The organism is Dokdonia sinensis, assembly GCF_003688895.1.
Classification (GTDB): domain Bacteria; phylum Bacteroidota; class Bacteroidia; order Flavobacteriales; family Flavobacteriaceae; genus Dokdonia; species Dokdonia sinensis.
The window spans coordinates 32,912-55,772 of record NZ_REFV01000008.1; the positions used below are offsets into that span (position 1 = coordinate 32,912).

Sequence of the window (22,861 nt, forward strand, 5' to 3'; positions counted from 1 at the left end):
AAAAACTACGATGAAACCAGATCTTTTTGAAGCTCCAGATTATTATAATCTAGACGACTTACTTACTGAAGAACATAAACTAATACGTGATACTGCTCGCGCTTGGGTAAAGCGTGATGTGTCACCCATTATAGAAGATGCTGCTCAAAAAGCAGAGTTCCCTAAATCCATCATACCAGGACTGGCAGAGATTGGAGCCTTTGGCCCATATATTCCGGAAGAATATGGTGGCGCCGGACTGGATCAAATTTCTTACGGTCTGATTATGCAAGAAATAGAACGTGGGGATTCTGGAGTACGATCTACAGCATCTGTGCAATCCTCGCTAGTCATGTATCCTATCTGGAAATACGGAAGTGAGGAGCAACGCAAGAAGTTTTTACCTAAGCTTGCCTCTGGTGAGTTTATGGGATCATTTGGTCTTACGGAGCCTGATCACGGATCTAATCCTGGCGGAATGGTGACTAACTTTAAGGACAAAGGCGATCACTACCTATTAAACGGTGCAAAACTTTGGATATCAAATAGCCCGTTTTGTGATGTGGCTGTGGTATGGGCAAAAAATGAAGAAGGTCGCATACACGGACTAATTGTAGAGCGCGGGATGGAAGGTTTCTCTACTCCGGAAACGCACAATAAATGGTCTTTAAGAGCTAGTGCTACAGGAGAATTGATATTCCAAGATGTAAAAGTTCCCAAAGAAAATTTATTACCTAACAAATCTGGCCTTGGTGCACCTTTAGGATGCTTAGATAGCGCACGTTTTGGGATTGCCTGGGGAGCCATAGGCGCTGCGATGGATTGTTATGATACTGCATTACGTTATGCAAAGGAGCGTATCCAGTTTGGGAAGCCTATCGCCGCTTTCCAGCTACAACAAAAGAAACTCGCCGAAATGATTACAGAAATCACCAAGGCACAACTACTAGCTTTACGCTTAGGGCAACTCAAAAATGAAGATCGTGCAACTTCTGCACAAATCTCTATGGCAAAGCGTAACAATGTCGATATGGCAATAAAGATTGCCCGTGAGGCGCGTCAAATTCTAGGAGGAATGGGAATCACTGGCGAGTACAGCATTATGCGTCATATGATGAACTTAGAAAGTGTTATTACCTACGAGGGTACTCACGATATACACTTACTTATTACGGGACTTGATATTACTGGAGAGAACGCTTTTAAGTAGTCTTGTGTAAATAGTACGGTAAATGGCTCCCTCTTCCCGATGGAGCCATTTTTATTATCAAAAAAGTAGCACGGCAACTCGCGTTTTTCTGGATACAAATTTTTGATTGTTATTCCGCTTTCGCGAAAGCGTAACTAACAATATTTTAAGTCGTTTCAAGGGTCTCGCTTTTTTTGCAGATATTTATATATGAATTCTAAGCAACGATTAGATCGAGCATATAGAGAAGCTAAGGTGGTAAACTTTAGCGATTCCGATAAATTCGTTTTCTTTTCTGACTGCCATCGCGGCGATAAAAGCTTTGCCGATGATTTTGCCCGCAATGACAATATTTACTTTCACGCGCTGAAGCATTATTACAAGGAGGGGTTTACCTATTGCGAATTAGGTGATGGCGACGAACTCTGGGAGAACCGATCGTTTGAGAGTATACTTATGGCGCATAAGAATGTGTATGCGTTGCTTCAAAAATTCCATTTTGAAGACAGATTGCATTTAATGTGGGGCAATCACGATATGGTATATCGCGATCCCGCATTTGTTCAGAAACAGCTTTCTACCTATTTTGATCCTAAGGATGGACGGGAAGAAGTGCTTTTTAAGAATCTCGAATATCACGAAGCTGTAATTCTTAAACATTGCGATACGGGTCAAGAGCTTTTTTTATGTCACGGTCATCAGGCTGACTGGATGAATTATCACGGGTGGCGCTTTAACCGTTTTCTTGTACGCGCCTTGTGGCACCCTTTGCAAATCTTTGGTATTTCTGACCCAACGAGTCCTGCAAAAAATTATAAAGAACTCATTAAAGTTGAACGGCGTGTGAAGAAATGGATTACAGATAACAATAATATAATTACCATCATAGGGCACACGCACAGACCTAGATTTCCGGAGCCAGGCGAAATTGCTTTTTTTAATGATGGAAGCTGTGTTCACCCTCGTAGCATTACTGGCCTAGAAATAGAGAATGGCGCCATAAGCCTTGTCAAATGGCAAATTTCCACTAGTGATGACGGGTATTTACAAGTAGTAAGAGTTTTGTTAGAAGGCCCTAGACCATTAATTGAATATAAAACTACCTAGATTAAAACCCAAACTCTTCCTCCATTGTTATTGTACACGAAGTATCAAGATCTATAGGCAAACCATCTTCTATCATCCAGTGCTCATCTAAAAGTGACGCGTAACAAATCACAATCTTCAAGTCTCGAACGCGCTTTTCAAGTATTCGAGTTTCTGTGGTCCATTTGAGAAATATAAGATTTACTTCCTCCCCTGGGGTAATCATTTGCCTTCTTATATTTCCTGCTGTATTTATAATACTATAGTCAATCCCTTGTGCTTCTGGCATCACCGTTTGCAAGACATCAAACCAGTCTCTAAAATACAATGTGTCATTTGCCACTTTATAAGAATCAATTTTAGCCAGACCATTACCGCTATTTTTAAGTATATAGCCAAAACCTTCACTATTATATGACATGCCGACCGTAAGGTATGGATACATAGACGCTTTTTGCTGTGTGCGCATTATACGCATCTCCTGTACTGATATGAGTAGTGCACAAGCACTTATAAAAAGGGCACTGCCTGCTACAATAAGGTTTGTATTACCTTTCTTCCCTAAGTTTTTTAAACGCTGTAATAATTTCATTAGTCCTTAAATAATTTAATAGTTTTACCTTCATCTGCAGCAGTAATGGTCAGTAGATGTTTTTTAAGACCTATTGAATTAACCTTATAAATCTTCGTTCCTACGGTCCAACGCTCCTTTTTTGAAGCCCCAGGCATCATAGGAAAACCGTAAACAAAATAACTTCTATCTTGCTTAGGCCCTTTTACTGAAAAATGATTACGGTTAAAAGAGTTATTCTTAATTTTAATATTGATGTATCTTGCTTTTGCAAAGGTGCTCTTAGCATCACCGCTCAAGGTATTTGTATCTCCATTGATCTTTGCGGGTTCTCGTACGAGTTCAAGACGAGCATCTTTATCTAGTTTACTTTCTACAAGATCCGTAGCGTTTACAATGGCCTTTCCATTACCCCAAATATTTACAGTCGCCTGTTCCACCTCCAATTTTGATGCATCTACGGTTCCATTTTCTGCACTTATTCCTACACTAAAGGCTTTTCCTGAAACTATTATTTTACCATTGATTGCCATTAAATCAATAGTATTTTTATTTATATTTTTGAGTAGTACGGTCTCGTTCACCCCCACTTGTAGTCGCTCAAGATTGCTAGCACCTATTGTAATTTTTATGCGCGCCGAGGGCTGTATCCATTCTAACTGTGTAAGTTTAAGTACTCCATCAACAATCTCTTTATCGATGAGCTCTTGAAGGTTACTATCTGTAGTAATCACCATTTGGTTAGATGCACGTTGATCTATAGTGACATTTGCATACAGCCCCATTTCGATAGCGACTAATCCTTTTGTATCTATAGTCGTGGTTGTAATTTCTTTATTTCCTTTAACTTGAGCAAGTGAAGTCATCCCGACAAACACTAGTAATACGGTAATATATTTCATAATATTCTGTTTTAAGTTCGTTTATGTGACAGTGGATACTTTTATTTTAATTTATTTGTCTGGATCCCATTTGGGTCGTTAAACACCGCTTCATAGATTACGGTTTCTGGTTCATACTTCATTTGAATTTGTCTATTCTTCTGATTTTCTAATTCATATTCTCCGTTATGTATAAATTTGAATTCGGCTGTGTTCTGAGCAGTTTCCTTACTTATGGTAACTTCATAAACACCATCCTTATCATCATCTGTAAGTGGTATTTCCTGTTCCCAAGATGGGCTTGTAAATTGACCTTTTAGTCCAACGTTTCCTAGAGGCATAACCGCAGTCATATCTATTCTAAAAGTGACTATTTTCATATGCTGTTTCTGTACGCAACTCGCACATAAAAGAAGTAAAATGGCAAAAGAGGATAGTTTTTTAATACGTTTCATTGTTTTAAGATTTAAGTTTTTTTGATAGTAAGTAATCTAGTCCAAATCGCCCAGACCCTAGATATAGGTGAAAAATAGCAACCCATAGAAAGCTCATTGCTGGAAGTATTGCCCAAGTACCTTGATTCCATTTTTGAAGAAAAATGGCAACAAGCATTGTACAGACAATTAAGAATGCAGTAATACGTGTTTTAAGACCTAGGGCAAATAAGATTCCGCCCACTGCCTCGCTAAAAGCACCCATCCACGCAAAAAATACAGGCATAACAGCAAAGATGCCACCGTAAGCTGCTACGTCTTCTGGAAACCAGGCTGATACTTCAAAAAGTGGGAGATTTTGACTTTCTGGTGTCCACGGCATCCCGAATTTCCCAGAGCCAAATTCTAGAGATAGCAGCATCCCACATATAAAACGGACACTTGCAAAAGTAAGATCTGCAAACCAGTGGTTTTGTAAAACTGGTGTGATTAAAATAGAGAGAAACTTTTTCATTGTTGTTATTTTGATTTGACAGGACAAATGTGGCAAACAACAACAAGTCTCACGACCCAAGGTGTCGCGAGTCGTCTCAAATACGATTTGAGCCGTCCTAAAGTAGTCTAAGCAGTTCTCTTTTAAAAAAAACTAATTGGCGTAAAACCAATGAAAACAGCGACTAAGAATGTGTACGAGCATATTCTGATGGAGAGAGATGTGTAAGCTTCTTAAACACACGATTAAAAGTGGCTTTACTGTTAAAACCACAGTTTAATGCAATACCTAGCAACGAGAGTTGCTCCTGTTTTCCTTCGGCGAGCATTTGTTTTACCGCTTCTACTCGATATCCATTTACAAAGTCATTGAAGTTTTTACCCAATCCTGAGTTAATGATTTCAGAAAGTTCTGCACGAGAAAGGTTAAGCTTTCGCGAAAGCGTAATAAGATTTATTTCTGCATCTAGATAGGGTTTTTCTGCCTCCATAAAACTTGTGACACTCTCTACTTTTTCCCTCATTTGTGGGCTATTGTCGTCCTGGACTAATTGAGACCTTGAGGTATTGAAATTCAGACTACCGTCAAAACTAAGACCAAGCAACTTGTCAGTATTTGTAAAATAGCCTTTTACACCTATGTAAATGATCGCTAGTGCATTAAGAAATTGCAGCCACCAGCGCTGTGTCCAGCTTAGATCTGTTATAGCAACATCAACTATAGTTTGTAGTAACCCATAGACAAAAAGAGCCGTATAAATGAATAAGAAATTACGTATCCAATTAAGTTCTAAATCATAGGCATTAGAAAAATACTGTTGGATATTTTTACGGTAAGCGTAATACAATTGAAAGGTAAGCACTAAGTAAACTACTTCCTGAATGTAGGTAAAAGCAGTTACAAAAGGGTCAAGATACTTCCATTGAAAATTCTCCACGAGATAGCCATTTTGAGTACTGGCAAAACCAGGCAAACTAGCATCATAAATAAGGATAAATAGTTTTATAAAAACGTATACAACCCCTGGAATGAAGTGCAAAATATCCTTGCGTTTAAAGCGAAAGTCAGATATTGTGATGCTGCGCACGTAGAAATAAATGAAGGGCACAAAAAACAGACTCAGGCTAATCAAATAATAATTAATCTTTGTATTGCGAAAGGTATCGTACCAGTCCATAAAACCTATGGTATAGGTTGTGCGGTGATAGCAAACTATAAAGAGAATAACGGCTAGCAAGAGGTAAGAAATACTTTTCTCTTTCCTATACTTATGAAGTAATAGAAATGCAAATATTAAACCTTGAAGCACTAAGACGAGAAGCGGAGTGCTATAGATATTAAAATTAGGAAATTCTATGAGTAAAGAAAATATCATTACTCAAATGTACTCAAAACAGATACTAGAATGAAAAAGTTACTGATGATAGCCTAAAATATCCTAGATGCGTGGATTAAGTCATTTCTTTATCTTGTGCTCTAGTCATACGAAAACTAGATATAGAAGTTGAGGCCTTTTTACGCAGCTCCCTCTCCTCTAACTCTTTAGTCACTAATCTCGTTTGAATATCGTGCATATTTTTAGTCATACGCATCATCTTAAGTTGTCGGGAGATAAGAAATATGATTAGAACAAAACCTACACCTACAAGAATATAAATAATGTTAAGATACTTCGCTTTTTCAGATAAATATGTAAGCTCTTTTTCTTTTCTGGATAGATCAAAATTGAGCTTAAGTTTTTCTTTATTATTAAGTTCTCTTGCCGCATTGAGGCTGTCCTTATAAACAACAAAGCGCTCATAGTGATTGATTGCCAAGGCATAATTTTCTCTGACCACATTTATTTTATACAGCAACTCAGAGGCCTCTGAGATATTTTTAATATTTTTTTCTTCTTGAGCACCTTTAAGTCCTAGTTTTCCCTGCTTTTCGGCAGCGGTGATACTGTCTAAAGCCAATAATGTATTCCCGTAGTAAATGTTTCCAGCTGAGAATTGCACGCCTTTTTCCTTCATTAGCTCTAAGGCGTACTCAAGGTGAACTTTAGAATCTAGATACTTATCTAACTTATACTCCGATTCACCTACATTGAGATAATCTATAATCATACCTATCGTATCATTCTGGGCAATTGATATTTTAATAGCCTTCTGATAATAATCAATAGCCTCATTGTATTGCTTCTTATTGAAATACATCGCAGCAATACTACTATTCACTACACTTAAATTAACAGGATCATCCAAGATGTAAAATAATGACTGCGCCTCCAGATAATTTTCAAGTGCGCCACCATAATCTCCAAGCACGTCTTGTATCATTCCAAAATTAAAATAAGATCTGGCGATTTCTTTAGTGATATTGTGCTCCTTAGCCAAGGTCATCGCCTTCTCATTGTAGAAGTAGGAGCTATCATAGTAAACCTGAGAATCATAAAATTCCTCAGAAATAGTCGCATATATATTCACTTGTCGTTTAGGAGGATGATTCTCTTTTAAAAGTAGTCTGAGACTGTCAATTTTTGAATTTTGACATAGAGCAATGTTAGAAACGAGAAGTAAGCCTATCATAAATAGGCTAGATTTAATTGGGGGCATTTTTAACTATTTAGGGGGTCGCAAGATAGCTTGTTTCTAACAAACTAGCAACAAGAAGGTTGACTATTTAAAAAGACAGTATTTACTTATTCAAAGCCAAAATTTAGAACATCCTATTAGGACTTTAATATTGCCATTATTCCTCTGGAGCGAGGGTAACTTTTAATCCTTCCATCTCTGGAGCGAGATGAATCTGGCAACCTAAGCGACTATTATCCTCCACATAGAAAGCCTCAGCCAGCATTGCCTCCTCATCATCACCCATTTCTGGCAACTCGTGGTCGGACTCCACATAACATTGGCAGGAAGCACACATTGCCATACCGCCACAAACACCAATAGTCCCTTCTGGCGCGAGTTCATAAGAACGCACGATTTCCATAAGGTTCATATTCATATCTGTAGGAGCATCTACTTCGTGAGTGATGCCATCTCGATCTGTAATATGTATTTTTATATCGGACAAATGAGGTTAGAGGTTAATTTATGAATTGTTAAAAGTATATTCTTGGTTTCAGCTACTTATCAAAATTAATCAATAGCTTTTACAACTGCCTTTGGTGCCTCTTTTTTAGAACCATCAAAGCCGGTGACGCCACCTACAGTTGTATACTTCATTACATAACGCTTGTCTGGAAAAATACGTTGATACGCACTCTGACACATTAATGTTGCCTCGTGGAAACCACAAAGAATGAGTTTTAGTTTTCCAGGATATGTATTTACATCGCCTATAGCATAGATGCCTGGGATATTGGTTTGATAATCGAGACTGTTATCTACCTTGATTGCATTTTTCTCTATTTCTAAGCCCCAGTCTGCGATGGGACCTAATTTAGGCGCCAGACCAAAAAGCGGAATGAAATGATCGCATTCTAAATTGTAGACATCTGCACCTTGTTTGATGCTTACGCCTTCTACTTTTTCTTCGCCCACAATATCTATTACCTCACCTGGAGTTATAAGTTTGATTTTACCCTGATTTTTGAGTTCTTGAACTTTATCCACACTATCTAAAGCTCCTCTAAACTCGTTGCGTCTGTGCACCAGTGTTACCTGGCTGGCAATATCTGTCAGGAATATGCTCCAATCCAATGCGCTATCTCCTCCTCCTGCAATAACGACTTTCTTATCTCGATATAATTCTGGATTACGTATGATGTACTCTACACCTTTATCCTCAAAGTCTGAAAGATTTGTAATAGGCGGTTTACGAGGTTCAAAACTGCCTAAGCCTCCTGCGATAGCCACAATGGGAGCGTGATGTCTTGTACCTTTGCTTGTTGTCACGATAAAGGAACCATCTTCTTGTTTTTCTATAGTCTCGGCACGTTCGCCTAGCGTAAAACCCGGTTGGAACGGCTCAATTTGCTTCATAAGATTATCTACTAAGTCTCCCGCTAACACTTCAGGAAAAGCCGGAATATCGTAGATAGGCTTTTTGGGATATATTTCTGCACACTGCCCCCCTGGTTGCGGCAAGGCATCTATCAAGTGACACTTAAGCTTTAATAATCCTGCTTCAAAAACGGCAAAAAGCCCCGTAGGACCCGCACCAATTATAAGAATATCTGTCTTTATCATATTCAATTTCCGCAAAGGCGGCAATTTTTTTATTGCTCACGTTGTCGTAAACAAAACTTTTAAACTTGGAACTCTAGAATTAAATTGCTAGTTACGCTTTCGCGAAAGCGTGCTCCTCAAAAACAACACTATGCAACCACATTAATAACTTCATCAATTTGCGGAGCATACTTCTTAATCGTCATCTCAACACCACTTTTAAGCGTCATCTGATTTACCGAACAACCCACGCAAGCACCTTCTAGTTGCACTCGCACGACCTTTCCGTCATCTATACCTAGCAAGGAAATATCACCTCCATCACTCTGAAGAAATGGACGAATCTCATCGAGTGCGTCTTCCACCTTTTGGTTTAATTCCTGATCTGTCATTTTCTAATTTTTTACCGCAGCACAACCTGCCATTGTAGTGATCTTTATTGCTTCTGTGGGTGGCAAATCTGTATTGCGACGCACCGTTTCTTCTACCACGTTGCGCGTAATTTCGTCCATCACATTGATAAGTGGTCCATCTGCCTGCAAGGCCGCCGGTCTTCCCACATCTCCCGCTTCTCGTATACTCTGAATAAGGGGTATCTCCCCTAACATACGCACATCCAGATCTTCGGCAAGGTTCTTTGCTCCTTCCCTACCAAAAATATAATACTTGTTCTCTGGAAGTTCTGCTGGTGTGAAGTATGCCATATTCTCAATGATTCCCAAGACAGGAACGTTAATACTGTCTTGCTGGAACATAGCGACACCCTTCTTTGCATCTGCTAGCGCAATTGCCTGAGGTGTGCTTACTACAACCGCACCCGTGATAGGTAGCGCTTGCATAATACTCAAATGAATATCTCCCGTTCCTGGAGGTAAATCCAGTAATAAGAAATCTAATTCTCCCCAAGCCGCATCAAAAATCATTTGATTTAATGCTTTGGCGGCCATAGGGCCACGCCAGATAACTGCCTGGTCTGGCTTTGTAAAAAATCCTATAGAGAGCACTTTTACTCCGTAGCTTTCGACAGGTTTCATCTTAGACTTACCATCTATCGTTACCGAAAGTGGACGCTCGCTAGCAACATCAAACATAATAGGCATAGACGGTCCGTAGATATCTGCGTCCAACACGCCAACTTTAAAGCCCATTTTTGCAAGTGTGACAGCAAGATTTGCCGTTACTGTAGACTTCCCTACGCCTCCTTTACCAGAGGCCACAGCTACTATATTTTTTATCCCGGGAATCGCCTTCCCTTTAATTTCATTCTTTTCTGGAGCTGCAGGTGCATTTACCTTAACGTTAACTTTTACCTGAGCTTTCTCATATACCTTTTCGTGTATGGTTTTGAGAATGTCAACCTCAGTTTTTTTACGGGCTTGAAGTGTAGGATTGTTTATCGTAACATCTACGATGACCTCATCGCCAAACGTCAATACGTTTGTCACGGCACCACTATCTACCATATTCTCTCCTGCGCCAGGAACTGTGATTGTCTTTAGCGCTTCGAGGATGTCTTTTTTGTTCAATTTCATAATTCTTTTTCTGCAATAGCGAATCTACCTTACTTAGATTGATTCTAAATGCAAAGATAAGGTCTAGTATGTGAAGTGCAAAGTTTTTAAATAAGGTATATAGACAGAATGTAACAGAATAAATTTTAGACAAATAACACAAAAACTCATTTTGCTTTTGCGCAAGCGTGTAATTAAGAATCTACGCCTATTCTTCCATTCCCAATGCTAAGACTGGATCCCAAAACAAGTTTTTAAAATCTGCAACTTGATCATTTATGACTACTATGCCCTCACTTTCCAATAATTGTTGCATTAAATGCGTTCCAGGGAAATGATGTTTTCCTGTGAGGACGCCTGCTCTATTGAGCACGCGATGTGCAGGGATATCGGGATATTTTCCAGCGCCATTCATTGCCCAGCCTACCATACGTGAGCTTCTCGCAGCTCCTAAATACTTTGCAATGGCCCCGTAACTCGTCACTCGACCGTTAGGAATTTGCCTGACGACTGCATAGACACGTTTAAAAAAACTTTCGGTTTCGGGAGCGTAATTCATTCGAAGTATACAGTTCTAATCAAAGTAACGATAACGAGAACCACCATAAGAATAGCCATAAAGTAGTTAGAGTATCTCGCAAAACTTTCGGATTTCTTACTGATTTTATCAAAAAACGCGACGTATCCATATAACGCCGTAAAGGTTCCTGCCGTAGCTGCGGCTATAAAAACTGCAATCGCGAGAACATCATAATCTACTTTACCACTTACATTAAGTGCGGCTCCAAGAGCACAGAAATAAGGTATAGGTAGCACGTTAAGTACTCCCATCATCATACCCTTCCCTAAACTGCGCAATCCTGAGTGGTTTGTAATTTGTACCGTCTTTACCTTTCCCTTCCTTGCTTTTATAAAGAAAAAAATGGCCATAAAAATAAATATGACCAGCCCCGTACGTAACAACATATTACGTACAAAGGGGTTTCCAAAAATATACTTTGCAAGAAGAATTGCAATAAGCGCCTGGACCATTACAATGATAGATGCGCCTATAGCTACTATGAGACCACTATTTCTTCCTTGTTGCACACAGGTTTTTGCCACAGACATATTAATAAGCCCAGGTGGAATGACTCCTGCTAGTGCAGCAAAGTATGTGATAAGAAAAAGCTTGGTGGTTTCCAAAAAAGGTCAGCTATTTAACCCTAAATTTAATATAAGTTATGGGTTTTCCCTGCTCTAGGTATTGTTTTTCATAAAAAGTCTGGATCCCTACAACTTCCTTAGGGGAGTATTCATTCTTATAGACATTGTGATTTGCGTCCAAAATCTCGTGTCCCTCTCCGTGTAAAAGCCCCAAGGTGTAGCCGTGCATAAACTCTGAATCTGTTTTGAGATTTACCACTCCATCAGATTTTAAAACGTGCTTATACCTTTTGAGAAATTCAGAATTTGTCATTCTGTGCTTGGTGCGTTTATATTTGATTTGAGGATCTGGGAAAGTGATCCAGATTTCATCTATTTCCGCTTTCGCGAAAGCGTACTCAATCAACTCTATCTGCGTGCGCATAAAACCTACGTTATCCAGCCCTTCTTCTAAAGCTGTCTTTGCGCCTCGCCAAAAACGCGCACCTTTTATATCGATACCTATAAAGTTTTTTTCTGGGTATGCCTGCGCAAGTCCAACCGAATATTCACCTTTACCGCAACCCAGCTCAAGGACAATGGGCTTATCGTTATGGAAAAAATCACGGTTCCAGTTTCCCTTTAATGAGAACTTTCCATCTACTAATTCTTCCCTTGTGGGTTGCACTACATTTTTAAACGTATCGTTCTCTCTAAATCTCTTAAGCTTATTTTTACTTCCCACGGCTAAATTTAATATTTTGGTAAAATTAAGGAAACTTTAAATAGGCATTGCAATCGCACTTTTGCATATATGATACGTAAGAAAACTATTCTCGTTGCCCCTCTTAATTGGGGATTAGGACACGCCACGCGATGCATCCCCATTGTGCGCGCACTACTCGAGGATGGTTTTAAGGTAATACTGGGTGGCGATGGAACATCGCTAGAGTTACTCGGGCTCGAGTTTCCGGATCTTAAGAAACTCCAATTACCATCATACGATATAGAATACTCGAAAAATGCAAGCCATTTTAAGACCAAAATACTCTTAAGATCTCCTAAACTGATTAAAGCGATACGCGCAGAACATAAAGTTGTTGATAGATATATAGATACGCACGATATCGATGGTATTATTTCTGACAACCGTTTGGGGTTGTATACGGCAAAGGTTCCTACGGTTTTTATCACTCACCAATTACAAGTCTTAAGCGGTATCACTACAAAACTTACTACCTTGGTGCATAGTAAGTATATTAAACGTTTTGACGAGTGCTGGGTTCCCGATTTTAAAGATGAACCTAACCTTAGCGGTATGTTAGGGCATCCTGAAAAAAACAAAATCCCTGTTCGTTACATAGGTGCTCTTAGTAGATTTAAAAAAATAGCAGAACCTATACTATGGGATGCACTTGTCGTACTTTCTGGACCAGAGCCCCAACGAAGTATCTTAGAACAGAAACTTACTCTTGAATTAAAAAAATACGTAGGCAAAGTCCTCATTGTACGTGGTGTTATTACAAAAGATAAAGAAAGAAAAGTTATAGGAAATCTGACGTTTATAGACTTCCTTACCTCAAAAGAGCTTGAACAAGCACTTAACAGAAGTGCTTTTGTAATATCTAGATCTGGATACACAACTATAATGGACCTTGCCAATTTAGGAAAAAAGGCTTTTTTTATTCCGACTCCTGGTCAGACGGAGCAGGAATACCTTGCTCAGCGATTAAAGGATTTACGCATTGCTCCTTTTAAAACGCAAGATAGTTTTAGACTCAAAGACCTCGCGAGCTTATCTGTATATAAAGGCTTTGGAGAACGACACGAGAGTACAAAACAACCGCTACTCGATATCTTCGGCCTCTTCAAGGGTGAAAGAGAACTCAGAACCCACCCCAAACTCGCTCTCGACATAGATGCGCTCATCGTGCGCTTCAATAATATGTTTTACGATAGAAAGACCAAGGCCTGACCCTCCTACCTTACGATTTCCAGACTTATCTACACGATAAAAACGTTCAAATAAACGTGTAAGGTGTTCGTTTGAGATACCTTCACCATTATCTGTTACACGCACTAAAATTTTATTTTGAATCAGGTGTTGTATACTTATCTCCGTAGTACCATCCTCTTTTCCATATTTTATCGAGTTATCAAGCAGGTTTGTGAGCAGCTGCTGTATACGTTCCTCGTCTGCATTTACCATTACGGGCTCTAGATACTCTGCATCAAAAGTGAGGGTGATATTACGCTTTGCTGCTTTCATTTCAAGAAGTTCGAAGGAGTTTTTTACCAGCTTGACGATATCAAAGTAAGAGTAATTTAGGTTCATATCTCCCACCTCCAACTTTGTGATCATATCGAGATCATTCACAAGGTAAATAAGTCGTTCTACTCCCTTGTCTGCTCGCTGGAGGTATTTTTTACGCACACTCTTATCGTTCATAGCCCCATCCAAAAGGGTTAGGATATATCCTTGAACTGTAAAAAGTGGGGTTTTAAGTTCGTGTGCCACATTTCCTATAAAATCTTTACGATACTCCTCCTGAATACGCAGAGACTCAATTTCCAGCTTTTTATCTGTGGCATATTTTTGAACCTCTTGCTTGAGGCTCTCCATATTTGTGGTTATTTTATGAGGGGTAAGTTGCGCGTCTTCGAGTAAAGAAACGTCATCGTAAATCTTTTTTATAGAACGGTAAATAAAAACACGGACTCGAAAATGGGTTAACAAAAAAATAAAGACGAAAGTTACAGTTGTAAATATGAAGATAATCTCCCATTCGAAGAACCCGAAATACTTTCCGAGTACTCCTAAAAACAAGCCTAAAAAAAGCGTTGCATAGGTCGCAGTAGCAATAGGGTAGCCTAAGGATTCCTTATGCGCTCCTGACATTACACCACAAATTTATATCCCACACCTTTTATCGTTTTGAAAGACTTTTCTCCTATTTTCTCACGTAGTTTACGAATGTGCACATCTATTGTACGACCACCCACAACAACCTCATAACCCCATACACGATCCAAGATATCTTCTCTTGTAAAAACTTTATTAGGCTTTGAGGCAAGCAAGGCAAGGAGTTCAAACTCTTTGCGAGGAAGTACAATTTCCTCTTTCCCTTTTCTTATTTTATATTCATCTCTGTCTATCGTTATATGACCAACTTTTACAATATCTGAAGAGCTACTACTATTTTTAAAACGTCGCAGCAGCGCTTTAACCTTACTTACTAAGACCTTTGGCTTTATCGGTTTCGTAATATAATCATCTGCTCCAGCGTCAAATCCGGCTACTTGAGAATAATCTTCCCCACGTGCCGTAAGGAATGTAATAACCGTCTCGGATAGTTCTGGATTCTGACGTATAATTTCGCAAGCTTCAATACCGTCCATCTCTGGCATCATTACATCAAGAATCACTAGATGGGGCTTGTGCTTTTTTGCAAGTTTTACCGCCTGCACGCCATTTTCTCCTGTAATGACCTGATAGCCCTCCTTTGACAGGTTATAACCTACAATCTCTAAAATGTCCGGCTCATCATCTACTAGTAAAATCTTAATGTTTTTCTTTTTCATCGCTATCGGTTGTAAACAGTCTTATACGCTAGACCCTAAAATTAATCATTCTAAGCCATATTTAGAGCAATGTAGATTTTTAGCTCAAATATTTTTGGAATTCAATATTAAGAATGCGTTAAATATACGCTTTCGCGAAAGCGTAAAAACCCTAGCACCTCACTTTTTTGTAATTTTGCAGCTCATATAAACACTATATAGATTATGAAAAAAATTACTTTACTGCTTGCTCTTCTCGTAGCAAGTTTTTCTTATGGACAGATTGTTATTAACGAGGTTGATGCAGATCAAACAGGTACTGATGAAACAGAATTCATAGAGCTTTTATCCGATACTGGAAATTTTTCTTTAGACGGTTATATTGTGGTACTCTTTAACGGTGGTCAAGCAAGTAACACGAACTACAGAACTATTGATTTACAAGGACAAACGACAGATGCAAACGGATATTTTATTATAGGTGGCGACCTTGTTTCTGGAGCAGATATCACACTAGGTGCTGATAACGTGATTCAGAATGGTCCAGATGCCGTAGCCATATATCAAGCTAGTGCATCAGATTTTCCTGAGGACGCTCCCGTACCACCGACTACGACTAATCTTATAGACGCATTAGTTTATGGGACAAATGATGCTGACGATGCTGGATTACTTTCTGATTTAGGAGAATCTATTCAATATGATGAGGATGCAAATAATGCAAAAGACACAGAGTCTTTACAACGCCGTGATGATGGAACATTTTGTGCAGCTCTACCTACTTTAAGAGCAGAAAATGCCTGCTCCGCTTGTACACTAACATTTGCTTTTGAAAGCGCTGTGTGTGATGCAGAGACTACAGGAACAGATACTGTAACCTACACGATAAGTTTTTCTGGTGGAGGGCAGGAAACTATTACGCTTACATCTGACGTAGGAGGAACTATCTCTGGAGATGACCCAAGTACAGCTGCGACTGGAACTATTACTATCGTAACAGACGAGGACACAGATTCTATGCTCACAGCAACTGGAGCTACTTGTGATGTTTCTATAGAACTTTTTGGAGAAGCTTGCGCACCTACTGAAGATGTCACTACAATTGCAGATCTTAGAGCCGGAACGATCGGGTTAGAATATGTACTTACTAGTGAAGCACTACTTACATACCAACAAGATTTCCGTAATCAAAAGTTTATTGAAGATGATACCGCGGCAATTTTAATAGACGACAATGACGGAGTCATTACCTCTGTTTATACCATAGGCGATAGAATTGCTGGTATTCAAGGTACGCTTAGTGAGTTCCAAGGAATGTTACAATTTGTACCTACGCAAGATCCAGGAGGAGCGGTATCTAGTAACAATGCCGTTGATGCACAGGACGTAACTGCTGCTCAACTCAATGCAAATCCTAATGACTACGAATCTGAGTATGTACGTATACTTGCTGCAACCATAGACAACACAAACAGCGCAACTTGGGAAAATGGAGAGGAGTATGCTCTTACAACAGCAGCTGGAGATTTTACTTTTAGAACATCCTTCTTTAATGTAGATTATATTGGAACTGATGTACCAACAGACCCTTCCAATATTTCTGGAATAATTACAGAACGTAATAATGGTGACTATTTTATTACTGCTCGTAACGCTGCAGATATTGATAGCAACCTTTCTATTGCAGAAAGTAATATTGTTGGACTTTCAGTATATCCTAACCCAGCAACAGATGTATTGACCATCTCAACAGCTCTTAACGCTGAGAAAGCTGTAGTTGTTTTTGATATTACAGGTAAAAAGGTAATAGACACAAAGACTTCTGGTGTACTTAACGTAAATAACCTACAAGCTGGTGTTTACATCATGCAAATTACTGAGGGAGAGGCGACCGCAACTGCAAAGCTCGTGATCAAATAAGTTTTACCCGTAGGACATTTAAGGAAAGCATCCCAATCGGGATGCTTTTCTTTTCTTATGTAGTTAACTTTGCAATGTATGCAGCAATTAGAAGAACAGATATTTCATATTAAAAATCCTCAGGAATTTGAAACTGCGGCACTAACCGTTTTTAAGTATCAATTTGAAAATTGCAGCGTTTATAGATCCTTCTGCGACTTATTATATAAGCATCCTAGTGATGTAAAAGAAATAGAAGATATTCCTTTTTTACCCATTCAGTTTTTTAAATCTCACGATATAATCACCTCTACTAAGACACCCGAAGCTACCTTTACAAGTAGCGGCACAACTGGTAGTATGACCAGTAAACATCTTATAAAAGATTTATCTCTTTACGAAAATAGCTTTACACGTGGATTTACAAAAGAGTATGGACTTATAGAGGACTACACTATACTTGCGCTACTTCCTTCCTATTTAGAACGTTCTGGATCTTCCCTTGTTTATATGATACGGCATTTTATAAACAAAAGCCATTCTAAAGAAAGTGGCTTTTACCTAAATGATTTTACAGCTTTACGCGAAAAATTGATTCGGTTAGATAATGCGGGAAGCAAGATACTTCTCATTGGGGTTTCTTTTGCACTTCTAGACCTTCTAGAAAAATATGACTTTAAACTAAAAAACACCGTCATCATGGAAACTGGCGGAATGAAAGGTCGCCGAAAGGAATTGATAAGAGAAGAGCTACACGAGATGCTCTCTAAAGGTTTTGGAGTAGACCATATACATAGTGAGTACGGCATGACAGAACTCCTGTCGCAAGCATATTCAAAGGGAAACGGTACTTTTACTTGTCCATCGTGGATGAAAGTTTTTACAAGGGACACAGAAGATGCGCTTACCCTATTGAAAGATTCTAGAACGGGCGGGCTCAATATTATAGACCTCGCAAATCTTTACTCCTGTTCCTTTATAGCTACACAAGATTTAGGAAAGGTAAATCCTGACGGCAGCTTTTCTGTGTTAGGCAGATTTGATAACTCCGATATCCGCGGTTGTAATTTAATGGCATTATGAGTTGATTGTTATACTTATGTTAAGGTTGTAATGATGTCCATTTAATTCGACTTATTTGGTCTAAGGAGTGTAAAAACAACATAATGAGAAAATTCATCATAATTATACTTGCTTTTGTAAGTTTTGGAATAAACGCACAACAAACTGATTATAATCTAAAAAAAGGTTATGCCGCTGAGGGTTACGATGTGACGGAATATTTTAACAATAAAGCTGTTGAAGGTCACAAAGATTTTACACACGCCTATGATGGCGTAAAGTTCAAATTTGCAAATCAGGCAAATTTGGATAAGTTTAAAGCAAACCCAACGCAATTCTTGCCACAATATGGTGGATATTGCGCCTATGCTGTAGCAGATAAAGGAAAAAAAGTAGGCGTAGATCCCGAGACTTTTGAGATCAGAGATGGAAAGCTCTATCTCTTTTACAATTCTTGGGGTAACAATACGCTTGAGAACTGGACAGAAGAAGGTCCTGAAAAATTAAAAGCGCAAGCAGATGCCGCTTGGGCTAAAGTACAATACGAGAAATCGTAGACGATAATCATAATTGATTGGTTAGTTAGTTAGAAAACTCCAGATGCACATTTTTGTATACTGGAGTTTTTGTCTTTTAAGAAAACACAAAGAGCAGCCCTATTGGTGCTCTCTTTTTAACTCTATATCGTTACTAGTTAGACGGCACGAATTACAAAATAGTTTTTCTTACCACGCTGTAAAAGGATAAATGTATCGTTTATGAGGTCGCGGTGCGTTACTTTATACTCATCCCCAACTTTCTCCTTATTTACAGAAATACTGTTCTCTTTTAAAGCACGACGCGCTTCACCATTAGACTTTAGAAAACCTGTCTTTTCTGCTAGAGCTGCAACAATGTCTAGCCCTGCATCTATCTCATCCTTTGCAATTTCCGATTGAGGAACTCCGTCAAAAACATCTAGAAATGTTTTATCGTCCAGTTTTTTGAGATCTGAGCTTGTAGATGCCCCAAAGAGGATATTAGATGCCATAATCGCATTTTCCAGCGCTTCTGGACCGTGAACTGTAAGTGTTACTTCTTCTGCAAGTTTCTTTTGTAAAGCTCTTTGGTGTGGTGCCTCATTATGCTCCGTCTCTAGTGTCTCAATAGCTTCTCTTTCTAAAAAGGTAAAAATTTTAATATACTTTGCCGCATCCTCGTCTGTAGTATTTAACCAGTACTGATAAAACTTATAAGGAGACGTGCGCTCTGGGTCTAACCATACGTTGCCCCCTTCGCTTTTTCCAAATTTACTTCCATCAGATTTTGTAATTAATGGGCACGTTAGTGCATATCCCTTTCCGCCAGCGATACGACGTATTAATTCTGTTCCTGTGGTAATATTACCCCATTGGTCACTACCTCCCATCTGGAGTGTACATTGCTTATCCTTATAAAGATGTAAAAAATCATACCCTTGTACCATCTGGTATGTAAATTCTGTAAATGACATACCCTCGACATCTTCACCTGTAAGTCTATTCTTTACAGAATCTTTTGCCATCATATAATTTACCGTTATATGTTTTCCTACATCACGTATAAAATCAAGAAACGAAAACTCTTTCATCCAGTCGTAGTTGTTAACCATTACCGCCTCATTGTCCATCCCTGAATTAAAATCTAGGAAATGAGCCAATTGCTTGCGCACGCATTCTTGATTATGCCGCAATGTTTCTTCATCCAGAAGATTGCGCTCCGAAGATTTTCCAGAAGGATCTCCTATCATACCTGTAGCCCCTCCTACAAGTGCTACTGGCCTATGTCCCGCTCTCTGAAAATGTGCGAGAAGCATAATAGGCACAAGATTACCTATGTGAAGAGAATCTGCTGTTGGATCAAACCCTACATAGGCGCTGCGCATCTCTTCCATTAAATGTTCTTCGGCGCCAGGCATTGTGTCGTGCACCATCCCTCGCCATTGTAATTCTGCAACAAAATTCTTAATCATTGATTTTAATTTTACAGGCGCAAATATAAAAATAAGCAGCACAGCAACGAGAATATCTATGTATGGATTATGGCTAAAGTTATGCCGCTCCCCTATCTTTACAATATGATTTTAATCACAGGCGGCACGGGAATGGTTGGGATGCATTTATTGCTTGCCCTAACGAAGGAAGAAACAATGGTGCGTGCCATTTATCGTACTGAGGATAAAGTAACTAAGGTGGAAGATTTTTTTGCTTTCGCGAAAGCGGAATCTCAATTCTCCCGCATCCATTGGTTTGAAGCAGACATAACAGACATCCCAAGTTTAAACGAAGCCTTTAAGGGAATAACGAGGGTCTATCATTGTGCTGCATTAATCTCTTTTGACCCGTACGATTATCATAAACTCAAAAAAGTTAACACTGAAGGTACGGCAAATGTGGTCAACTTATGTTTGTTCCATAATGTAGTAAAACTGTGCTATCTGAGTTCTATCGCTACGCTAGCCAAAACCCCAAACAAGCCTATCACCGAAGAAAATTACTGGAATCCTGACGCAGAAAACTCCGTTTATGCTATCACAAAATACGGAGCCGAAATGGAAGTGTGGAGAGGGACCCAAGAAGGCCTTCCTGCTGTAATTCTTAATCCTGGGGTTATACTAGGAGAAGGAAACTACAACTCAGGGAGCGGTGCTATTTTTAAACGCCTTTATGATGGTCTCAATTACTACAGCGCTGGTAGTACTGGGGTGATCGATGTAAAGGATCTGGTAGAGGCGATGCTTGAGGCAATGGATAAACCAATGATGTGTGAGCGATTTATTCTAATATCTCAAAACATATCATATAAAGAATTGGTCTCAAGCGTATCACTGTCACTAGGGCTTAAATCTAAAACAAAAAGAGTTTCCTTATTTGCTCTTCAGCTTTTTCGCTGTTATGATTTGATAAAAGGGTGGTTTGTTAGAAGAAGACAACTTACGAGAGTAGATGTGCACGCCCTTCAAGAAACATCTGTTTATGATAATAGTAAAGCACTTACTAACTTGTCTCTTAATCTGACACCTCTAAAAAAATCTCTAGAGAGAATCTCTCAACACTTCCTTCACTTTAAAAGTACTAAAGAGCTTTGATTTATCTTTGGGTGACTTAAGGGTATCTCGATTAAGCTTCCGTATACTGTCTCGTTTTCTGACTTCTATACTTTTAATTTTCTTGAGTGAATCTTCTACCTGCTTCTGTTTTTCAAACTCAATACTGAGACTATCACTTAATTTATTGATACGCTTCTCAACCCTGATATACATCTCTTTGTAGTCATCAATGTCTGTAGCGTAGTAAGCCGTATTCTGCGCATATTGTAAGCTATCAATATTGTATTTTTCAAAAATATAGGTGTCTGGAGATACATTATTTCTTTTTAATAATTGAACGTTATAGCCCCGAGCAGCATTAACCACAGCCACATCGTACAGAATCTGTTCCATCTTCTCTTTGCTGATAAAGTTTTCCGGCTTTTCTTGCTTCTGAATGCTCTGACAGCTTGCAAGTAAGAGTATTAATAGTATTGCCCCTGCTAAAAATCTCATACTACCTGTCAAATGTGAGACGCTCGCCGTGAAGACCTTCATAAACTTTAAAATTCTTATAGACTAGATTTCCATTTACAAAAGTGTGTGTGACTCGAGATTTAAAAGTAGTTCCCTCAAAGGGCGACCAACCACATTTATATAAAATATTATCTTTTTGGACCGTCCACGGATTATTTAAATCGACTAAAATCAGGTCTGCTTTATACCCCTCTCTAATGTAACCTCTTTTTTCCACTTCAAATAAGATAGCAGGATTATGACACATTTTTTCTACAATTTTTTCTAGAGAGATCGCTCCCTCGTGGTAAAACTCCAGCATTGCAGGTAGAGCATGTTGAACTAGTGGACCTCCACTAGGCGCTTTTGTGTAGACATTATCCTTCTCTTCTAATGTGTGTGGAGCGTGGTCAGTAGCAATAACATCCAACCTATCATCTAAAAGTGCTTGAAACAATTGTTTTCTGTCTGTTTCAGTTTTTACGGCTGGATTCCACTTTATAAGTGTTCCTTTTTCGTCATAATCCTCATCTGAAAACCAAAGGTGATGTATACAAACCTCTGCAGTAATTTTTTTATCCTTAAGAGGGATGGTATTATCAAAAAGCTCTGTCTCCTTTCCTGTACTTAGGTGAAAAACGTGTAGACGTGCTCCAGTTTTTTTTGCTAAGGCAACTGCCTTAGACGAGGATATATAACATGCTTCTTCACTACGAATAATTGGGTGCAGATTAATAGGAATATCCTCCCCATAACGCTCGGTATAAATTTCCATATTCTTACGAATCGTATTCTCATCCTCACAATGCGCGGAGATAAGCAAGTCTGTAGCCGAAAAAATTTTTTCTAGCACCTCTTCATCATCTACTAACATGTTTCCTGTAGAGCTTCCTAGGAAAAGCTTAAGTCCCGCCACCTTTTTCTTATCCACTTTTAAGATTTCGTCAAGATTGTCATTTGTCCCGCCAAACATAAATGAATAATTTGCGTGGCTGGTCTTTGACGCGATCGCAAATTTTTCTTCTAGCTTCTCTATGGTTGTAGCCTGAGGATTTGTATTAGGCATTTCTATAAACGAAGTAATCCCTCCAGCAACTGCCGCGGCACTCTCTGTAGCAATGGTCGCTTTATGCGTGAGTCCAGGCTCTCTGAAATGTACTTGATCATCTATAATCCCAGGCAACAAATGCTTCCCTTCTGCGTGAAAAATATTTACATCTGGTGACTTTGCACTAATGTTCTCCGCTATTTCTCTTATAATGCCGTCTATGATAAGGACATCTCCTGTAAAGACTTTTCCTTCATTGACGATCTGAGCGTCCTTAATTAAAACCTGCTGCATAATTCT

General features: G+C 39.0%; 24 protein-coding genes and 1 pseudogene. 7 read left to right on the forward strand and 18 right to left on the reverse strand.

Features of this window, described 5'->3' with window-relative positions:
- Nucleotides 1-10 precede the first annotated feature (10 nt).
- On the forward strand, nt 11-1,189 hold the full coding sequence (locus EAX61_RS09365) for an acyl-CoA dehydrogenase family protein (protein ID WP_121917430.1): 1,179 nt from the start codon (nt 11-13) through the stop codon (nt 1,187-1,189).
- A 189-nt stretch (nt 1,190-1,378) separates the two neighbouring features.
- A complete protein-coding gene (locus EAX61_RS09370) occupies nt 1,379-2,275 on the forward strand; it encodes a metallophosphoesterase family protein (protein ID WP_121917431.1) in 897 nt (298 codons plus the stop codon).
- Nucleotide 2,276: 1 nt separating this feature from the next.
- Here the strand turns inward: EAX61_RS09370 and EAX61_RS09375 are convergent, their stop codons facing one another.
- The 13 genes from EAX61_RS09375 to trmB all read right to left on the reverse strand — a co-directional run bounded on the left by EAX61_RS09375 (nt 2,277) and on the right by trmB (nt 12,174).
- Nucleotides 2,277-2,846, reverse strand: coding sequence for a hypothetical protein (locus EAX61_RS09375; protein WP_121917432.1), 570 nt, complete (start codon nt 2,844-2,846; stop codon nt 2,277-2,279).
- Nucleotides 2,846-3,727 carry a GIN domain-containing protein gene (locus EAX61_RS09380; RefSeq protein WP_121917433.1) on the reverse strand — a complete coding sequence of 294 codons (882 nt, stop codon included), beginning with the start codon at nt 3,725-3,727 and terminating at the stop codon, nt 2,846-2,848. The genes EAX61_RS09375 and EAX61_RS09380 overlap by 1 nt, the downstream gene beginning before the upstream one ends.
- A 41-nt stretch (nt 3,728-3,768) precedes the next feature.
- Nucleotides 3,769-4,161, reverse strand: a complete 393-nt coding sequence (locus EAX61_RS09385) for an early set domain-containing protein (protein ID WP_121917434.1) — start codon at nt 4,159-4,161, stop codon at nt 3,769-3,771.
- 4 nt (nt 4,162-4,165) lie between these two features.
- Complete coding sequence (locus EAX61_RS09390) at nt 4,166-4,654, reverse strand: DoxX family protein (RefSeq protein WP_121917435.1); 489 nt, start codon at nt 4,652-4,654, stop codon at nt 4,166-4,168.
- A 163-nt stretch (nt 4,655-4,817) separates the two neighbouring features.
- Nucleotides 4,818-6,008, reverse strand: coding sequence for a helix-turn-helix domain-containing protein (locus EAX61_RS09395; protein ID WP_236642019.1), 1,191 nt, complete (start codon nt 6,006-6,008; stop codon nt 4,818-4,820).
- 76 nt (nt 6,009-6,084) lie between these two features.
- Nucleotides 6,085-7,230: a tetratricopeptide repeat protein gene (locus EAX61_RS09400; protein ID WP_121917436.1), complete on the reverse strand. Its 1,146-nt coding sequence runs from the start codon at nt 7,228-7,230 to the stop codon at nt 6,085-6,087.
- Between the two features lie 136 nt (nt 7,231-7,366).
- A complete protein-coding gene (locus EAX61_RS09405) occupies nt 7,367-7,696 on the reverse strand; it encodes a 2Fe-2S iron-sulfur cluster-binding family protein (protein WP_121917437.1) in 330 nt (109 codons plus the stop codon).
- Nucleotides 7,697-7,761: 65 nt separating this feature from the next.
- Nucleotides 7,762-8,814 carry an NAD(P)/FAD-dependent oxidoreductase gene (locus EAX61_RS09410; protein WP_121917438.1) on the reverse strand — a complete coding sequence of 351 codons (1,053 nt, stop codon included), beginning with the start codon at nt 8,812-8,814 and terminating at the stop codon, nt 7,762-7,764.
- 128 nt (nt 8,815-8,942) lie between these two features.
- Entirely contained in the window at nt 8,943-9,185 is a 243-nt protein-coding gene (locus EAX61_RS09415; RefSeq protein WP_121917439.1) for a NifU family protein, read from the reverse strand.
- 3 nt (nt 9,186-9,188) lie between these two features.
- Nucleotides 9,189-10,325 carry an Mrp/NBP35 family ATP-binding protein gene (locus tag EAX61_RS09420; RefSeq protein ID WP_121917440.1) on the reverse strand — a complete coding sequence of 379 codons (1,137 nt, stop codon included), beginning with the start codon at nt 10,323-10,325 and terminating at the stop codon, nt 9,189-9,191.
- A 187-nt stretch (nt 10,326-10,512) separates the two neighbouring features.
- Entirely contained in the window at nt 10,513-10,863 is a 351-nt protein-coding gene (locus EAX61_RS09425) for an MGMT family protein (RefSeq protein ID WP_121917441.1), read from the reverse strand.
- Nucleotides 10,860-11,489: a LysE family transporter gene (locus EAX61_RS09430; RefSeq protein WP_121917442.1), complete on the reverse strand. Its 630-nt coding sequence runs from the start codon at nt 11,487-11,489 to the stop codon at nt 10,860-10,862. The genes EAX61_RS09425 and EAX61_RS09430 overlap by 4 nt, the downstream gene beginning before the upstream one ends.
- A 10-nt stretch (nt 11,490-11,499) precedes the next feature.
- A complete protein-coding gene (gene trmB, locus EAX61_RS09435; protein ID WP_121917443.1) occupies nt 11,500-12,174 on the reverse strand; it encodes a tRNA (guanosine(46)-N7)-methyltransferase TrmB in 675 nt (224 codons plus the stop codon).
- 573 nt (nt 12,175-12,747) lie between these two features.
- Between trmB and EAX61_RS16730 the strand changes: the two are divergent.
- A pseudogene (locus EAX61_RS16730) lies at nt 12,748-13,161 on the forward strand (glycosyltransferase); the annotation flags it as partial.
- Nucleotides 13,162-13,275: 114 nt separating this feature from the next.
- Here the strand turns inward: EAX61_RS16730 and EAX61_RS09445 are convergent.
- Nucleotides 13,276-14,328 carry a sensor histidine kinase gene (locus tag EAX61_RS09445; RefSeq protein WP_121917444.1) on the reverse strand — a complete coding sequence of 351 codons (1,053 nt, stop codon included), beginning with the start codon at nt 14,326-14,328 and terminating at the stop codon, nt 13,276-13,278.
- Complete coding sequence (locus EAX61_RS09450; protein ID WP_121917445.1) at nt 14,328-15,011, reverse strand: response regulator transcription factor; 684 nt, start codon at nt 15,009-15,011, stop codon at nt 14,328-14,330. Before EAX61_RS09450 ends, EAX61_RS09445 begins: the two co-directional genes overlap by 1 nt.
- 204 nt (nt 15,012-15,215) lie before the next feature.
- Between EAX61_RS09450 and EAX61_RS09460 the strand changes: the two genes are divergently transcribed.
- The 3 genes from EAX61_RS09460 to EAX61_RS09470 all read left to right on the forward strand — a co-directional run bounded on the left by EAX61_RS09460 (nt 15,216) and on the right by EAX61_RS09470 (nt 18,508).
- Nucleotides 15,216-16,910: a T9SS type A sorting domain-containing protein gene (locus tag EAX61_RS09460; protein WP_121917447.1), complete on the forward strand. Its 1,695-nt coding sequence runs from the start codon at nt 15,216-15,218 to the stop codon at nt 16,908-16,910.
- 78 nt (nt 16,911-16,988) lie between these two features.
- Nucleotides 16,989-17,972 (forward strand): LuxE/PaaK family acyltransferase, encoded by a 984-nt coding sequence (locus EAX61_RS09465; protein WP_121917448.1) that lies wholly within the window; start codon nt 16,989-16,991, stop codon nt 17,970-17,972.
- An 83-nt stretch (nt 17,973-18,055) separates the two neighbouring features.
- Nucleotides 18,056-18,508, forward strand: coding sequence for a YHS domain-containing (seleno)protein (locus EAX61_RS09470; protein ID WP_121917449.1), 453 nt, complete (start codon nt 18,056-18,058; stop codon nt 18,506-18,508).
- A gap of 137 nt (nt 18,509-18,645) precedes the next feature.
- Here EAX61_RS09470 and tyrS read toward each other — a convergent pair whose 3' ends face one another.
- Nucleotides 18,646-19,941 (reverse strand): tyrosine--tRNA ligase, encoded by a 1,296-nt coding sequence (gene tyrS / locus EAX61_RS09475; protein WP_121917450.1) that lies wholly within the window; start codon nt 19,939-19,941, stop codon nt 18,646-18,648.
- 69 nt (nt 19,942-20,010) lie between these two features.
- Here tyrS and EAX61_RS09480 point away from each other — a divergent pair, with 69 nt between their 5' ends.
- Nucleotides 20,011-21,057, forward strand: a complete 1,047-nt coding sequence (locus EAX61_RS09480; RefSeq protein ID WP_236642020.1) for an NAD-dependent epimerase/dehydratase family protein — start codon at nt 20,011-20,013, stop codon at nt 21,055-21,057.
- Here EAX61_RS09480 and EAX61_RS09485 read toward each other — a convergent pair.
- Together EAX61_RS09485 and EAX61_RS09490 are read right to left on the reverse strand one after the other, a co-directional pair.
- On the reverse strand, nt 21,004-21,513 hold the full coding sequence (locus EAX61_RS09485; protein ID WP_161555216.1) for a DUF4296 domain-containing protein: 510 nt from the start codon (nt 21,511-21,513) through the stop codon (nt 21,004-21,006). The genes EAX61_RS09480 and EAX61_RS09485 overlap by 54 nt on opposite strands.
- Nucleotide 21,514: 1 nt before the next feature.
- Nucleotides 21,515-22,855: a dihydroorotase gene (locus EAX61_RS09490; RefSeq protein ID WP_121917453.1), complete on the reverse strand. Its 1,341-nt coding sequence runs from the start codon at nt 22,853-22,855 to the stop codon at nt 21,515-21,517.
- Nucleotides 22,856-22,861 lie beyond the last annotated feature (6 nt).

Bases quoted from the DNA above. Each gene is read 5' to 3' on its own strand.
- EAX61_RS09420 (WP_121917440.1), bottom strand. From the start codon at position 10,325: ATGAAATTGAACAAAAAAGACATCCTCGAAGCGCTAAAGACAATCACA.
- EAX61_RS09445 (WP_121917444.1), bottom strand. From the start codon at position 14,328: ATGTCAGGAGCGCATAAGGAATCCTTAGGCTACCCTATTGCTACTGCG.
- tyrS (WP_121917450.1), bottom strand. From the start codon at position 19,941: ATGATTAAGAATTTTGTTGCAGAATTACAATGGCGAGGGATGGTGCAC.
- EAX61_RS09410 (WP_121917438.1), bottom strand. From the start codon at position 8,814: ATGATAAAGACAGATATTCTTATAATTGGTGCGGGTCCTACGGGGCTT.
- EAX61_RS09470 (WP_121917449.1), top strand. From the start codon at position 18,056: ATGAGAAAATTCATCATAATTATACTTGCTTTTGTAAGTTTTGGAATA.
- EAX61_RS09490 (WP_121917453.1), bottom strand. From the start codon at position 22,855: ATGCAGCAGGTTTTAATTAAGGACGCTCAGATCGTCAATGAAGGAAAA.
- EAX61_RS09450 (WP_121917445.1), bottom strand. From the start codon at position 15,011: ATGAAAAAGAAAAACATTAAGATTTTACTAGTAGATGATGAGCCGGAC.
- EAX61_RS09425 (WP_121917441.1), bottom strand. From the start codon at position 10,863: ATGAATTACGCTCCCGAAACCGAAAGTTTTTTTAAACGTGTCTATGCA.
- EAX61_RS09460 (WP_121917447.1), top strand. From the start codon at position 15,216: ATGAAAAAAATTACTTTACTGCTTGCTCTTCTCGTAGCAAGTTTTTCT.
- EAX61_RS09480 (WP_236642020.1), top strand. From the start codon at position 20,011: ATGGCTAAAGTTATGCCGCTCCCCTATCTTTACAATATGATTTTAATC.
- EAX61_RS09415 (WP_121917439.1), bottom strand. From the start codon at position 9,185: ATGACAGATCAGGAATTAAACCAAAAGGTGGAAGACGCACTCGATGAG.
- EAX61_RS09380 (WP_121917433.1), bottom strand. From the start codon at position 3,727: ATGAAATATATTACCGTATTACTAGTGTTTGTCGGGATGACTTCACTT.
- EAX61_RS09385 (WP_121917434.1), bottom strand. From the start codon at position 4,161: ATGAAACGTATTAAAAAACTATCCTCTTTTGCCATTTTACTTCTTTTA.
- EAX61_RS09395 (WP_236642019.1), bottom strand. From the start codon at position 6,008: ATGATATTTTCTTTACTCATAGAATTTCCTAATTTTAATATCTATAGC.
- EAX61_RS09400 (WP_121917436.1), bottom strand. From the start codon at position 7,230: ATGCCCCCAATTAAATCTAGCCTATTTATGATAGGCTTACTTCTCGTT.
- EAX61_RS09370 (WP_121917431.1), top strand. From the start codon at position 1,379: ATGAATTCTAAGCAACGATTAGATCGAGCATATAGAGAAGCTAAGGTG.
- EAX61_RS09375 (WP_121917432.1), bottom strand. From the start codon at position 2,846: ATGAAATTATTACAGCGTTTAAAAAACTTAGGGAAGAAAGGTAATACA.
- EAX61_RS09365 (WP_121917430.1), top strand. From the start codon at position 11: ATGAAACCAGATCTTTTTGAAGCTCCAGATTATTATAATCTAGACGAC.
- EAX61_RS09485 (WP_161555216.1), bottom strand. From the start codon at position 21,513: ATGAGATTTTTAGCAGGGGCAATACTATTAATACTCTTACTTGCAAGC.
- EAX61_RS09465 (WP_121917448.1), top strand. From the start codon at position 16,989: ATGCAGCAATTAGAAGAACAGATATTTCATATTAAAAATCCTCAGGAA.
- EAX61_RS09390 (WP_121917435.1), bottom strand. From the start codon at position 4,654: ATGAAAAAGTTTCTCTCTATTTTAATCACACCAGTTTTACAAAACCAC.